Here is a 12,227-nt window from a genome sequence, read left to right as displayed (position 1 = left end):
TCAACCCTAAACCGGCTCTCAGCTGGCCAGCATCATGACGCCGAACGCACCGGCCACCGCCGCCACGACGATCCAGGTGAGCAGCCCCGGCAACACGGTGAGGGTGAGCACGGCCACCACGACCAGCGTGGTGAGCGTCACCGCGCCGCCGATCGCGACCTGGGCCGAGCTGTCCACCCGGTCGCGCACCTTCGCCATCACGACGAGAACCAGCGGCAGCCCGGCGGCCGCGAGCAGCGCCGTCGCGACGATCCGCCAGGTCTCCACGGCTCGCACGCTAGCGGTCCGGCCCGTGGTGCGTGTCCGGTTCGGTGAGAACCGGCTCCGCCGCGCACGGTCGAGTGTGAAGTAAGCCACATCGAATTACGGTCGGTGAGTCGTTCACCTGGACGGGTGGAGGCCTGTTAGGCGGACGCCTCACGGACGCCCTTGCTGCCTTGGTTACGCTCCCTCGCATGAGCGCCACCGGTGTGAAATTCGAGTACGCCACCGTCCCCCTGCTGATCCACGCGACGAAGCAGATCCTCGACCAGTGGGGCGAGGACGGCTGGGAACTGGTGACGGTGCTGCCCAACCCGAGCGGCGAGCAGCACGTCGCCTACCTCAAGCGCGCGAAGGGCTGAGGGGGACCGTCATGACTTGGAGTTCCCGGCTCGCCGAACTCGGCATCGAGCTGCCCGGCGTCGCCGCACCGCTGGCCGCGTACGTGCCGGCCGTGCAGAGCGGCTCGCACGTCTACACGTCCGGCCAGCTGCCGTTCGTCGACGGCGTGCTCGCCGCGACCGGCAAGGTCGGCGCGGAAGTCAGCCCCGAGGAGGCGAAGGGGCACGCCCGCACGGCAGCGCTGAACGCCCTCGCCGCGGTGCACGCGCTCGTCGGCATCGACTCGGTGGCCCGCATCGTGAAGGTGGTCGGCTTCGTCGCGTCCGCGGACGGCTTCACCGGCCAGCCCGCTGTGGTCAACGGCGCCTCCGAGCTGCTGGGCGAGGTCTTCGGCGACGCGGGTGTGCACGCCCGCTCGGCCGTCGGCGTCGCGGAGCTGCCGATCGGGGCGCCCGTGGAGGTCGAACTCATCGTGGAGGTGCGGTAGTGGATCCCGACATCGAACAGTCCCTGCACGAGCTGCTGATCCGGCTGGCGGGCCGCACGCCCGACCAGCTGCTGTGGCGATTCCGGGACTGGCTCGGCGAGGGCGCGATGGGCACGCTCGCGCGCACCCTCCCCAGGTCTTTGCTTAAGCACAGGATCGATCTGGACCAGACCGAGTACCGCCTGCTCGTCGCGGGTCTGATCCCGCACGGCGCCGACTGGCACCAGGTGAGTTCCACCCTGGGGGTAGACGACGTCACCGAGACCAGGTACACATTCACGCAGAGTGCGCCCGAATGGGTGAACTCCGTCGACTCTGTGTCCGTCTTGCTCCACGCAACGTTGCGTGGGCGCGTGGATGTGGGGGAAGTGCGGCAAAGCTGGCGGCACCTCGGTGTGGTCGGCGAAGGCGGGGCCAAGCGGGTCCTGCTGGTGACGGCGACGACCGGGCAGCCGAGGCTCACCGGGGAACTGCAGCGCGTGCTGCGGGTCCTGGGAGACGAGGAGCCCAGCGTCGAGGTCATCCCGCCGCGCTTCGACCTTCCCGGGTACCACCGGGCCGCGCTCGCCAATTCCGAGCTGGTCTGCGTCGGTGCGGCGGGCTCGGGCAATCGACTCGTCGCCGCTTAACGCTCGTGCCGCCAGGCGAGCTGGGAGGGAGCAGAGCAATGGTGGAGGTCCACGACGGCCCGCCCATGGACGGGTTCTCGGTGCCACTGCGCCTGCACAACCTGTTACTGGCCTTGGCGGGCCGGATTGATGACAGCGCACTCACCGAGGCGCGTGAGCTGATCGCCCGCGCGCACATCGACGAGGCGGTCGAGCTGACCACCGGCACGCTGATCGCGGGCCGGATCCCGGTGAGCTCGACGGAGCAGCGTGAGCTGGCGCTGGTGCTCGAGATGAGCCGGTCGGACGCCACGCTGGCCAACGACCTGCTGGTCGACGAGGCCGAACAGGTGCACAGCCACCGGTTCACCGGCGACAACCAGCCGGAGTTCGGGCTGGCCGAGGCGCTGGACCGCACGCTGCAGGTGCTGCCGGACGTCCGGTCCGTGCACGCGGTGTGGCGCAACACCCCGGCGGGCAGTGTGCCGGGCGCGCTGCCGCAGCGGGTGGTGCTCGTCGAGCTGGGTCCCGAGGGCAACCCGCCCGCGGTCGCGTTCCGCGTCGACACGGCGCTGCGCCGCGCGGGCATCCGGTCGGTCGTCGAGGTCAGCGGCCCCGGGGTCGCGCGGTCCTCGTACCACCAGTCGGCTGGTGCCGTCGCGACGCCGGTGTGGGTCACGGGGAGCACGCACTCGTCGGCCGCGGAGTACCGGGCGCCCGAGCCGGTGACGCCGCCCCCGCCGCCCGTCCCGGCCGCCGTGCCGGAGCCGGTCGTCGAGTCGCCGAGCCGGCACAGCATGCGCGCACAGGCCGCCGAGCCGATCGCGCCCGTGGTGCCGATCGTGCAGAGCCAGCCGAGCCCGCCGCCGGCGCCGCCCACGCCGCCGCCTTCGTTGCCCCAGGACAACTCGCGTGGGTCCCGGTCCGACTCCGAGACGCGCGCGGAACGCACCGCCGACCTGACGCCGGCCGAGGTCGCGCAGCTGCGGCAGGCGCTGGCCGAAGACCCGGAGAAGGGCCGCGAGATCGCCGCGGGCAAGCCGAGCATGCACGAGGTCGTCGACCTGCCCGCGCTTGATCTGGAAGACCCGAGCCTGTCCGAGCGTGATCGCGCGCTGCTGCGTGAGCTGCACGCGGAGCTGGCCGAGCGCGAGCGGGCCGAGGCGGCGAAGCTGCGCCTCAACGGCGCGTCCCGCAGCGGCGGCGACCAGCGCTGGTCGAACTCCTGACGCGTTTGGCGCTTGTGACAACGGCGGACCGGGATGCCCGGTCCGCCGTTGTCGTATGAGATGCCACAAGTGCCCGGCCGTCCGCCCGGGATGCGAGGTATGTTGCCGGGGTGGATCGGCCCCGTGAGTTCGTCTTCGACATCCCCGTGAATCCCGGTATCGCGACGAGGGGGAACGCCGACGGGCCGCCTGCCCGGCCAAGGGACGCGGCGACGGTGATCCTCCTGCGTGACGGCGCGGCCGGCCTCGAGGTCTTCCTCCAGCACCGCGTCAAGGGCATGCCGTTCGCGGGCGGGATGACCGTGTTCCCCGGCGGCGGGGTGGACCCTCGCGACACCGACGCGTCCGTGAGCTGGGCCGGGCCGCCGCCGAGCTGGTGGGCCGGGCAGTTCACCTGTGACGATTCCCTCGCCCGCGCGCTGGTGTGCGGCGCGGTGCGCGAGACGTTCGAGGAATCCGGGGTCTTGCTGGCGGGCACCGGCGACGGCGTGGTCGAGGACGTCTCGCCGTACCGTGACGCCCGGAAAGCCTTGGAGGGCAAGGAAGTCTCGCTCGCCGGCTTCCTCGCCGACGCCGGTCTGACGCTGCGCGCCGACCTGCTGCTGCCGTGGGCGCATTGGGTCACGCCCGAGCAGGAGCCGCGCCGTTACGACACGCGGTTCTTCGCCGCGAAGCTCCCCGAGGGACAGCGCGCCGACGGTGCGACCTCCGAGGCCGACGCCGCCGGCTGGCAACTCCCGCGGGACGCGATCGCGGACGCCCGTGAAGGCCGCCGCATGCTGATGCCGCCCACTTGGCTCATGCTCAGCGAGCTGGAGGCGTTCACCACGGCGGACGAGGCCCTCGCCTCGTCACGGGAGATCGTCCGGACCATCCCGACTCTGGTCCGGGATGGCGACCACATCCGCGTTGTCCTGGATTCCTCGGAGGCCTGAGAGTGACCGCGCCCGCGTACGGCGAGCTGCGCCGTGTTTCGGAGACAGCTTCGGTGCTGCTGGAGAACAACCCGTCGATGATGACGCTGGAGGGTACGAACAGCTGGGTGCTGCGCGCGCCGGACGCGCCCGCCGCCGTGGTCGTCGACCCGGGTTACCGCGACCTGGAGCACCTGGAGCGGCTCGCTGCCGTCGGGCCCGTCGAGCTGATCGTGCTGACCCACCACCATCCGGACCACGCCGAGGGCGCGCCTTGGCTGGCCGAAAAGGTCGGGGCGCCGGTGCGTGCGTTCGACGCGTCGCTGTGCCTGGGCGCGGAGCCGTTCGCGGACGGTGACGTGCTGACCGCCGGCGGCCTGGGCTTCGAGGTGCTGCACACTCCCGGGCACACGGACGATTCCGTGTCCCTGCACGTCGCCGGCCAGATCCTGACCGGCGACACGATCCTGGGCCGCGGCACCACCGTGCTGCACGACCTCGGCGACTACCTGCGCTCGCTGCGGCGGCTGATCGAGCTGCCCGGCGGCACCCCCGGCCTGCCCGGGCACGGCCCCGAGCTGGCCGATCTGCCCGCGACCGCGCACGAGTACCTGGCGCACCGGGAACAGCGGCTGGACCAGGTGCGTTCGGCCCTGGGGGTGCTCGGCGCGGACGCGACCGCGCGCCAGGTGGTCGAGGTCGTCTATGTCGACGTCGACCAGGCACTGTGGGCGCCTGCCGAGCTGAGCGTGCAGGCGCAGCTGGACTACCTACGTTCTTCGGAGGACGCGCGATGAGTGACGTCGAGGTCGAGTTCTACTGGCGGCCGGGCTGCGGCTTCTGCGCGGCGCTGCGGCGCCCGCTGATGGCGAGCGGCCTGAACGTCAAGGAGATCAACATCTGGGAGGACCCGGGCGCGGCCGAGCGGGTGCGCTCGGTGGCCAACGGGAACGAGACCGTCCCGACGGTGATCATCGGCTCGACCGCCTTGGTGAACCCGAGCTTCGACGAGGTGGAGGCGGCCGTGCGGGCCGAGTCCGCCGCCTGAGTCCTTCGCCGGACGTTGAAAGGGTCGCTCGCTTTCGGTACGAGCGGCCCTTTTGCCGTCAGCGGGGCAGCATCGGCATCAGGTAGTACGTCAGCTCGACCTCCTTCGCCTCGGCGGAACGCAGGACACACGCCCGCATCCCGGGCTGGATGGCGAGCCGGACGTCGCCGCCGGAGAACGGGGCCAGGGCCTCGAGGAGGTACTTGGCCTGGAAGGACGGCGAGGTGCGGCCGCCGCAAACGTTTGCCTTCAGTGTTTCCTCGGCTTCGCCGGTGTCCTGGAGGGAGCTGGCCAGCCGGACGTGCGCGTCGCCGACCTCCAGGGTGAGGATGCGGCGGTCCTCGGAGTAGACGCCGACCCGACGGACCGCGGCGGCGAGCGCGTCCGCGCTGATCTCCACCTCCGTGTCGACGGCGTCGGACGGGATCGCGTCCGCTGAGAGGAAGCCCGCGTCGAGGACCGCGGTCGTGACCGCGCCGCCGGCCCAGCTCAGACCGAACCGGCTGCCGTCGCCGTGCAAGCCGAGGACGCCCTGCGCGTGCCGCGCGGCCTCGGTGAGCAGGCCGGCCGGGACGAGCACGTCGAGCGGCCTCTCAGCGCGCCGCACCGGCAGCCGCGCGACCGCCATCCGGTACCGGTCCGAGGCGGTCAGCCGCAGGTTTTCGTGGTCGGCCTGGATCCGGACCCCGGTGAAGACGGGCAGCGGGTCGTCCTTCGCCGCGGTGCCCGCCACGGTCCGCAGCGCCGTCGCGAGCAGCGCACCGTCTACTTCGGACACTTGAGGTGGCGAGGGTGGCTCTCGCCGCAGTTCGCGGTCCAGCAACGGCAGGGCGAACCGGGCGCCCTCGACCCGCACCGCGAGCCTGCTGCCCTCGACGACCAGCCGCACCAGCTCGCTGTCGAGCATGCGCAACGTCTCGGCAAGCGGCGCCGCAGGAACGAGCACCTCGCCGTCGGCGTGCGTAGTGCCCGAACACGCGAACCGCACGGCAAGGTCCCGGTCACTGCCCGCGACCACAACGCCACCTTCATCGGCCCGCAGCCGCAACAAAGCCTGCCGCGGCAGCAGCCGAACCGCGGCACTCGCGGCCGCTGACAGCGGCCGCACTGGGGAGGTCAGATCCATGCCCGCAAGCTAGCCGCGCCCACCGACAATTCTGGTGACCGAAGGTGGAAACGGCTGCTGAGCTGGGAACCCGATGGTTGAGTGAGCGGGACTTTCGCGCCGATGCGCGGGGATGGACCACTCGACGAGGGCCAAGGCTCGGTCTCGAGACCGACTCTGAGACTCCTAAGCCGCGAGACTCCAAGACTGCGACCCGGCGCCCCCACGACTCGGTGACCGGACGGCTCCAAGCTCCGACGACCCGGCGACCCGGCGACCCGGCGACCCGGCGACCCGGCGACCTGGCGACCTGGCGACCCGGCGACCCCAGGGTCTCCAGGCGATGCCCCAAGACCCGATGACAGGACGGTCCCGCGACCCCGGCGACCCCGGCGACTCGGTGACCGCGCGACTCCAAGCTCCCGCGACCCGGCGACTCCGCGACCCCGCGACCCGGAGGCGCCGCGACTCCGGGTCTCCGGCCCGATGCCCCAAGGCCCCGATGACCGGACGGTCCCGCGACCCCGCGGCCCGGAAACCTGGCGGCCCCGCGGCCTGGATGCCCGTGACCCGGCGGCGCCGCGAACCTTGCGGCCCCGCGAACCCGGTGGTCCGGTGGTTCGGTGGCCCCGCGAACCCGGTGGTTCGGTGGCCCCGCGAACCCGGTGGTCCGGTGGCCCCGCGAACCCGGTGGTCCGGTGGCCCCGCGAACCCGGTGGCCCCGCGAACCCGGTGGTCCGGTGGCCCGGTGGCCCGGCGGCCTGGAGGCCCGGTGGCGCCGCGGCCCGTGATGGGGCGGCCCGGGTGATGGGGCGGCCCCGCGTCCCTCGCGGCCCGGCGAACTGGAGGCCCGATGTCGCTGCGGCCCGGTGACCGGACGGCTCCGAGGTTCCGGGGCCTGGCGACCTGGTGGCGCTGCGACCCGGTGATCGGGCGGCCCGGGTGATGGGGCGGCCCGGCGGCCCCGAGGCCTGGTGGCCCCGAGGCCTGGCGGCCTGGTGGCGTTGCGGCCTAGCGATGGGGCGGCCCCGCGAACCTCGCGGCCCGGCCGTCTAGCGGCCCTGCGACCCGATGACCGGACGGCTTCGAGGACTCGCAGCCCGGAGATTTGGCGGCCGGGAGGCCTGGGCGACCCCGAGACCCGGCAGCCCGCGACCCCGCAACCTGGAGAGCCGGAGGCCCCGCGACTCGAGGCCCCGCGCCCCAACCCGACCCCCGCCCGCCCGCCTACCGTCCCGCGCCGACCAGGTCTGCGGGGGCTGCCGGGGTCGTCGGTCGGACCGTGTCGCGCATGGTCCACACCACGGCCGCCAGCAGGAGGCCCGCCACGCCTGCCGCGAGGAAAGCCGCGCTGGTGCCCGCGTGCTCGACCAGGTAGCCGCTCACCGACTGGCCCGCGGCGAGGCCCAGGGTGACCGCCGTCAGCACCCAGCCGAACGCCTCCGCGGCGGTGCCGCGCGGGGCGACGATCTCGATCGTCGCCGAGTGGGTGGTCGATTGGGGGGTGATCATGGCACCGGCCAGGAGCATCAGCACCGCCAGGGCCCAGAGCGACGACGGCAGCGCCAGCAGCGCGACCAGCGCGCCGAAACCACCGAGCAGCACCGGCAAGCGCAGGCCCAGCCGTCGCGGCCACGGGTGGAGGCTGTACGCGACGCCGAACGCCACGGAGCTCAGCGACCACGCCGACAGCAGCAGCCCGCTCAGCGAAGCGTGGCCGGACTCCGTCGCCGCGGCCGGGACGGCGACCTCGACGAAGCCGATCACCACGCCGAAGCCCAAAGCCGCCAGTGCCAGCGTCCGCATGCCCGGGCCGGCGAGCGCGCCCAGCAACGGAGTCTTCGCCCGCGGCGCCGGCCCCCATGCGCGGACCGCCGGGCTCAGCGCGAACAGCGTCGCGCCGAGGACCATCGCCGCCGTGCCCGCGACCATGCCGGTGCCCGGCCACGGGGCCGTCACCAGCAGGCCCGCGATGCCGGGGCCGAGGATGAAGAACATCTCCATGCTGATCGCTTCGTACGAGAACGCGGCGTTGCGCGCGCTTCCCGCGGGCAGCAGCCGGGTCCACAGCGCCCGCGAGGCCGAGCCCACCATCGGCTCCGAAAGCCCGGTCATCGCCGCCAGCGCGACCAGCAGGATCGTCGCCGCGTGGGCCTCGATCGCGAGGGCGAGCGTAGTCATCGACAACGTGAGCACCAGCGCCGTGACGAGCAGCGGACGCGTCGGGCCGAAGCGGTCGATCAGCCGGCCCTGGATCACCGCGCCCACCGAGACGCCGGCGAGCGAGCTGGCCGAGACCAGCCCCGCGGTGGCGAACGAACCCGTCTCACGCTGGACGTAGAGCAGCGCCGAGATGCCGATCATCGCGATCGGCAGCCGGGCGAGCACGGACGCGAGAACAGCGCGGCGCGAGCCGGGAGCGGTCAGCGCGGTGCGGTAGTCGGCGAGCGTGGTGCGGCCTTCGGAGTGAGCAGAGTGGGACACGCGTACCAGTATGCAACAGAGTGGTACGTGGGTACCAATTATTTGGCGGTCAGGTGCGTCACTGCCGAGCTCGAAGGGTGAGAGGTCTCGATCCCGTAACGCTGTATGGATTCTCGGTGAACTCGTGCAACGAAACCGGGGACGTGGCGTCCTTGAGAGTGAATGGCCTTGAATTCGTGGGTATGGGCCATGAAGGTTGTACAGCAGCACAACTCCCAGCTCCCTCTGGTTTACGGGTCGGGGCCTGGTCCGGAGGGTGGGAGCGCGGGTCGTCGGGGGATGGTCCGCGCGCGAGCGAGGAGCCGGTGCGCCACGTCGGGGGTGGCGCCCGGCTCCTCGTTTGTTTTCGGCCGGACTTCCTTGCCTGACAAAGAAATACGAAGGCCACCCGCCGCGCGATGCGGGGGTGGCCTTCGAAACCGCGGGGGTTACCCCGCGCAGGGGATCAACGGGCGCGTCGCGCCAGCCGCTCCGGGTCGAGGATCAGCACGCTCTTGCCCTCGAGCCGCAGCCAGCCGCGGTGCGCGAAGTCGGCCAGCGCCTTGTTCACGGTCTCGCGGGAGGCGCCGACGTACTGCGCGATCTCTTCCTGCGTGAGGTCGTGCGTGACCCGCAGCAGGCCGGCTTCCTGGCTGCCGAAGCGCTGCGCGAGCTGCAGCAGCGCCCGGGCCACGCGGCCGGGGACGTCGGTGAAGATCAGCTCGGCGACCATGTTGTTCGTCCGGCGCAGTCTCCTGGCGACCACGCGCAGCAGCTGCTCGGCGATTTCCGGCCGGGTGGAGATCCACTGGCGCAGCGCCGGACGGTCCATGGTGACCGCGCGGACCTCGGTCACCGTCGTCGCGCTGGACGTGCGGGGGCCGGGGTCGAAGATGGACAGCTCGCCGAACATGTCGGACGGGCCGAAGATGCCCAGCAGGTTCTCGCGGCCGTCCGGGGACTTGCGGCCGATCTTCACCTTGCCGGACTGGATGATGTACAGCTTGTCGCCGGGCTCGCCCTCGTTGAAGATGACATGGCCGCGGGGAAACTCCACGGATTCCAAGGTCTGGGCCAGAGCCTCCGCGGCCGCCGGCTCAACACCCTGGAAAATGCCCGCACGGGCCAGGGTTTCGTCCACCTCGGGTGCCTCCTCGTCGAGAAACGATCACGCTCCTCCGCTGGTGGAGGCCCGTGTCGCCGATCACTTTCGCGTCAGTCTAGGGCGTGTCGGCGAGATCGCCCGTCGGCTCGCCGCGTGGCCCGCGGCGGTCGGAGACGATCTCGCACGAACGTGGAGCCTAACTCCGCACGCGTCGCGCGCGAAGCCTGGCTGCCCTTCCGCCGAGCCTGCGCAGCCGGAACAGCTCCAGCGCGCGCCCGATTCCGTGCCCGTACAGGGCCCTGACCTCGTTGGGCTGGGCCTGCTCGAGGAACTCTTCGACCTCGTTCTCCTGCACGGCGACGTGCTTGAGCCGGCTCTCCACGCGCTCCATGAAGAGCGCGAAGAACATGATCACCAGCGGGACCAGGATCACGAACCAGACGGTCATGAAACACATCCACTACTGTCGGTGACAAAGGTAAGCATCGACTCCAGATCCTCGCTCATGGCGGACACGCGTGCGCCGAGGTGGTGCTCTGGCGTGTCGGCCGCCCACCGGTGGGTGCTCCCGCCCGGCTCGTCCGACTCGCCCGTAGGCTATCGGGGTGCCACCTGCCGCCACGAACGCCCCCCGCAAGGGCGCCGGTGAAAGCCGGCTCGCCTTGGTGAGACGCGCCCGGCGTATGAAACGTTGCCTCGACGAGGTTTATCCCGACGCGAAGGCCGAGCTGGATTTCACGAATCCGCTGGAGCTGCTGGTCGCGGTCGTCCTTTCGGCACAGACCACGGACGTGCGGGTGAACCTGGTCACGCCCGCGCTGTTCAAGCGCTACCGCACCGCCGCCGATTACGCCGGCGCGGACCGGGCCGAGCTGGAGGAGTTCCTCCGCACCACCGGGTTCTTCCGCGCGAAGGCCAATTCGGTGATGGGCCTCGGCGCGGCGCTGACGGAGCGCTTCGGCGGCGAGGTGCCCGGCCGCCTGGAGGACCTGGTCACGCTGCCGGGCGTCGGCCGCAAGACCGCGAACGTCGTGCTCGGCAACGCCTTCGACGTGCCGGGGATCACCGTGGACACCCACTTCGGCCGGCTCGTGCGCCGCTGGGGCTGGACCGCGGAGGAGGACCCGGTCAAGGTCGAGCACGCGGTCGGCGAGCTGATCCCGCGCAAGGAGTGGACGATGCTGTCCCACCGCGTGATCTTCCACGGCCGCCGCGTCTGCCACGCCCGCAAGCCCGCCTGCGGCGCCTGCCCGCTGAAGAAGGACTGCCCGTCCTTCGGCGCCGGGCCGACCGAGTTCGAAGCGGCCGCGAAGCTGGTCAAGGGCGAGGAGCGTGAGCACATCCTCGAGCTGGCGGCGCGCGGGTGACGGCAGTCACCAAATGGGCCCTCGGCGGCGCGGTCCTGGTGGTCGCGCTGCTCGTGGCCCTGCTGACCACGCGTGGCGGCGACTCGAAGGCCGCCGCGCCGACCACCGGTGACCTCGCCGCGGTCCGTGCGCAGGCCGCGCTACGGCCGTGCCAGGCCCCGTCCGCCGGCGCGGGCGTCCAGGACCTGGCCGGAATCCAGGCCGACTGCCTCGGCGACGGCTCCCGTGTGGACGTCGGCAAGGTGCTGGGTGGCGGCCCGGTGCTGGTGAACGTCTGGGCGTCGTGGTGCGTGCCGTGCCGCACCGAGCTGCCGGTGCTCGACCGGTACGCCGCGGAGCCCGGCGCGGCGCGCGTGCTCGGGGTCCAGGTGGCGAGCCCGGCCGAGGACGGCCTCGGGCTGCTGGCCCAGCTCGGCGTCCACCTGCCCTCGGTTTTCGACGGGGACGGCCAGTCCGGGCCGATCCGCACGGCGCTGAAGGTGCCGTCCACGCTCCCGGCCTCCTACCTGGTCACCGCGGGCGGGCAGGTCCGGTTCATCGCCAGCCCACGCGTGTTCGACAACACTGGCCAGGTGCGTACAGCTGTGAAGGACAATTCATGACCGGACCGCTCGTCGCACCCGAAGCCGTGCCCGAGTGGCTGCGGCCGCTGGTCAAGGTGTCCGCCGAGGTCGACAGCCGGGCGTTCACCCGGTTCGCCCCGCCCGAAGACCTGCTGACCCGCTCGGCCGCCGTGCTGATCCTGTTCGGCGAGCGCGCCGACGGCCCGGACGTGCTGCTCCAGCGCCGCGCCGACACCCTCGGCTCGCACGCCGGCCAGGTCTCGTTCCCGGGCGGCGGCGCCGAGGACGGCGACGGCGGCCCGGTCGGCACGGCCTTGCGCGAGGCCGAGGAGGAGACCGGCGTCGACCCGTCCGGCGTGCTGCCGATCGCGGTCCTGCCCGAGCTGTTCGTGCCCGTCTCGCGTTTCGCGGTGACGCCCGTGCTCGCGTATTGGCAGAAGCCGTCGCCGGTGCACGCCGTCGATCCCGGCGAGACGGCCGCGGTGGCGCGCGTCGCGCTGGCCGACCTGACCGATCCGGCCCGCCGGTTCCAGGTGCGGAAGTCCGGTGCGCCGTGGAAGGGCCCGGCGTTCGACGTCGACGGCCTGTTCGTCTGGGGCTTCACCGCCGGCCTGCTGTCCACGCTGTTGTCACTGGGCGGCTGGGAACGGGAGTGGGACACCGGCGACGTGCGCGACCTTGACGTAGCGTTGGCCGAACACCAGGCCCGGAACGCGGCCGAAGAGCGGGGGTGAC

At 72.2% G+C, this 12,227-nt stretch carries 15 protein-coding genes; 10 read left to right on the top strand and 5 right to left on the bottom strand.

Going from position 1 to position 12,227, the window contains the following annotated elements; all coding sequences use genetic code 11:
* Window positions 1–18 precede the first annotated feature (18 nt).
* Complete coding sequence (locus BMY97_RS37360) at window positions 19–267, bottom strand: hypothetical protein (protein WP_091626988.1); 249 nt, start codon at window positions 265–267, stop codon at window positions 19–21.
* Window positions 268–455: 188 nt separating this feature from the next.
* Here BMY97_RS37360 and sp36 point away from each other — a divergent pair, with 188 nt between their 5' ends.
* From sp36 to BMY97_RS37325, 7 genes are all read left to right on the top strand, one after another.
* Window positions 456–623: a Sp36 family protein gene (gene sp36, locus BMY97_RS37355; RefSeq protein ID WP_091626985.1), complete on the top strand. Its 168-nt coding sequence runs from the start codon at window positions 456–458 to the stop codon at window positions 621–623.
* An 11-nt stretch (window positions 624–634) separates the two neighbouring features.
* Complete coding sequence (locus BMY97_RS37350; RefSeq protein ID WP_091626983.1) at window positions 635–1,090, top strand: RidA family protein; 456 nt, start codon at window positions 635–637, stop codon at window positions 1,088–1,090.
* Complete coding sequence (locus BMY97_RS37345; RefSeq protein ID WP_091626980.1) at window positions 1,090–1,719, top strand: hypothetical protein; 630 nt, start codon at window positions 1,090–1,092, stop codon at window positions 1,717–1,719. Before BMY97_RS37350 ends, BMY97_RS37345 begins: the two co-directional genes overlap by 1 nt.
* A gap of 38 nt (window positions 1,720–1,757) precedes the next feature.
* Entirely contained in the window at window positions 1,758–2,927 is a 1,170-nt protein-coding gene (locus BMY97_RS37340; RefSeq protein WP_091626978.1) for a hypothetical protein, read from the top strand.
* Window positions 2,928–3,037: 110 nt separating this feature from the next.
* Entirely contained in the window at window positions 3,038–3,862 is an 825-nt protein-coding gene (locus tag BMY97_RS37335) for an NUDIX hydrolase (protein ID WP_091626975.1), read from the top strand.
* A gap of 2 nt (window positions 3,863–3,864) precedes the next feature.
* Window positions 3,865–4,638 (top strand): MBL fold metallo-hydrolase, encoded by a 774-nt coding sequence (locus tag BMY97_RS37330; protein WP_091626972.1) that lies wholly within the window; start codon window positions 3,865–3,867, stop codon window positions 4,636–4,638.
* On the top strand, window positions 4,635–4,889 hold the full coding sequence (locus BMY97_RS37325; RefSeq protein WP_091626970.1) for a glutaredoxin family protein: 255 nt from the start codon (window positions 4,635–4,637) through the stop codon (window positions 4,887–4,889). The genes BMY97_RS37330 and BMY97_RS37325 overlap by 4 nt, the downstream gene beginning before the upstream one ends.
* A 58-nt stretch (window positions 4,890–4,947) precedes the next feature.
* On the opposite strand, the gene BMY97_RS37320 is transcribed toward BMY97_RS37325, so the two are convergent.
* From BMY97_RS37320 to BMY97_RS37305, 4 genes are all read right to left on the bottom strand, one after another.
* Complete coding sequence (locus BMY97_RS37320) at window positions 4,948–6,015, bottom strand: DNA polymerase III subunit beta (protein ID WP_091626967.1); 1,068 nt, start codon at window positions 6,013–6,015, stop codon at window positions 4,948–4,950.
* Window positions 6,016–7,221: 1,206 nt separating this feature from the next.
* Window positions 7,222–8,478, bottom strand: a complete 1,257-nt coding sequence (locus BMY97_RS37315; protein ID WP_091626965.1) for an MFS transporter — start codon at window positions 8,476–8,478, stop codon at window positions 7,222–7,224.
* A gap of 445 nt (window positions 8,479–8,923) precedes the next feature.
* Complete coding sequence (locus BMY97_RS37310; protein ID WP_003081747.1) at window positions 8,924–9,598, bottom strand: Crp/Fnr family transcriptional regulator; 675 nt, start codon at window positions 9,596–9,598, stop codon at window positions 8,924–8,926.
* A gap of 160 nt (window positions 9,599–9,758) precedes the next feature.
* Entirely contained in the window at window positions 9,759–10,010 is a 252-nt protein-coding gene (locus BMY97_RS37305; protein WP_013230551.1) for a hypothetical protein, read from the bottom strand.
* A 235-nt stretch (window positions 10,011–10,245) separates the two neighbouring features.
* Here BMY97_RS37305 and nth point away from each other — a divergent pair, with 235 nt between their 5' ends.
* From nth to BMY97_RS37290, 3 genes are read left to right on the top strand one after another with little or no spacing between them, the layout of a single operon-like run.
* Entirely contained in the window at window positions 10,246–10,929 is a 684-nt protein-coding gene (gene nth, locus BMY97_RS37300; RefSeq protein ID WP_091626962.1) for an endonuclease III, read from the top strand.
* Window positions 10,926–11,531 carry a TlpA family protein disulfide reductase gene (locus tag BMY97_RS37295; protein WP_091626959.1) on the top strand — a complete coding sequence of 202 codons (606 nt, stop codon included), beginning with the start codon at window positions 10,926–10,928 and terminating at the stop codon, window positions 11,529–11,531. The genes nth and BMY97_RS37295 overlap by 4 nt, the downstream gene beginning before the upstream one ends.
* Window positions 11,528–12,226, top strand: a complete 699-nt coding sequence (locus BMY97_RS37290; protein ID WP_091626956.1) for an NUDIX hydrolase — start codon at window positions 11,528–11,530, stop codon at window positions 12,224–12,226. The genes BMY97_RS37295 and BMY97_RS37290 overlap by 4 nt, the downstream gene beginning before the upstream one ends.
* The last annotated feature ends 1 nt before the right edge of the window (window position 12,227 follow it).

Source organism: Amycolatopsis saalfeldensis (genome assembly GCF_900110575.1).
Lineage (GTDB): Bacteria > Actinomycetota > Actinomycetes > Mycobacteriales > Pseudonocardiaceae > Amycolatopsis > Amycolatopsis saalfeldensis.
This window is presented reverse-complemented; position numbering and strand designations above follow the sequence as displayed.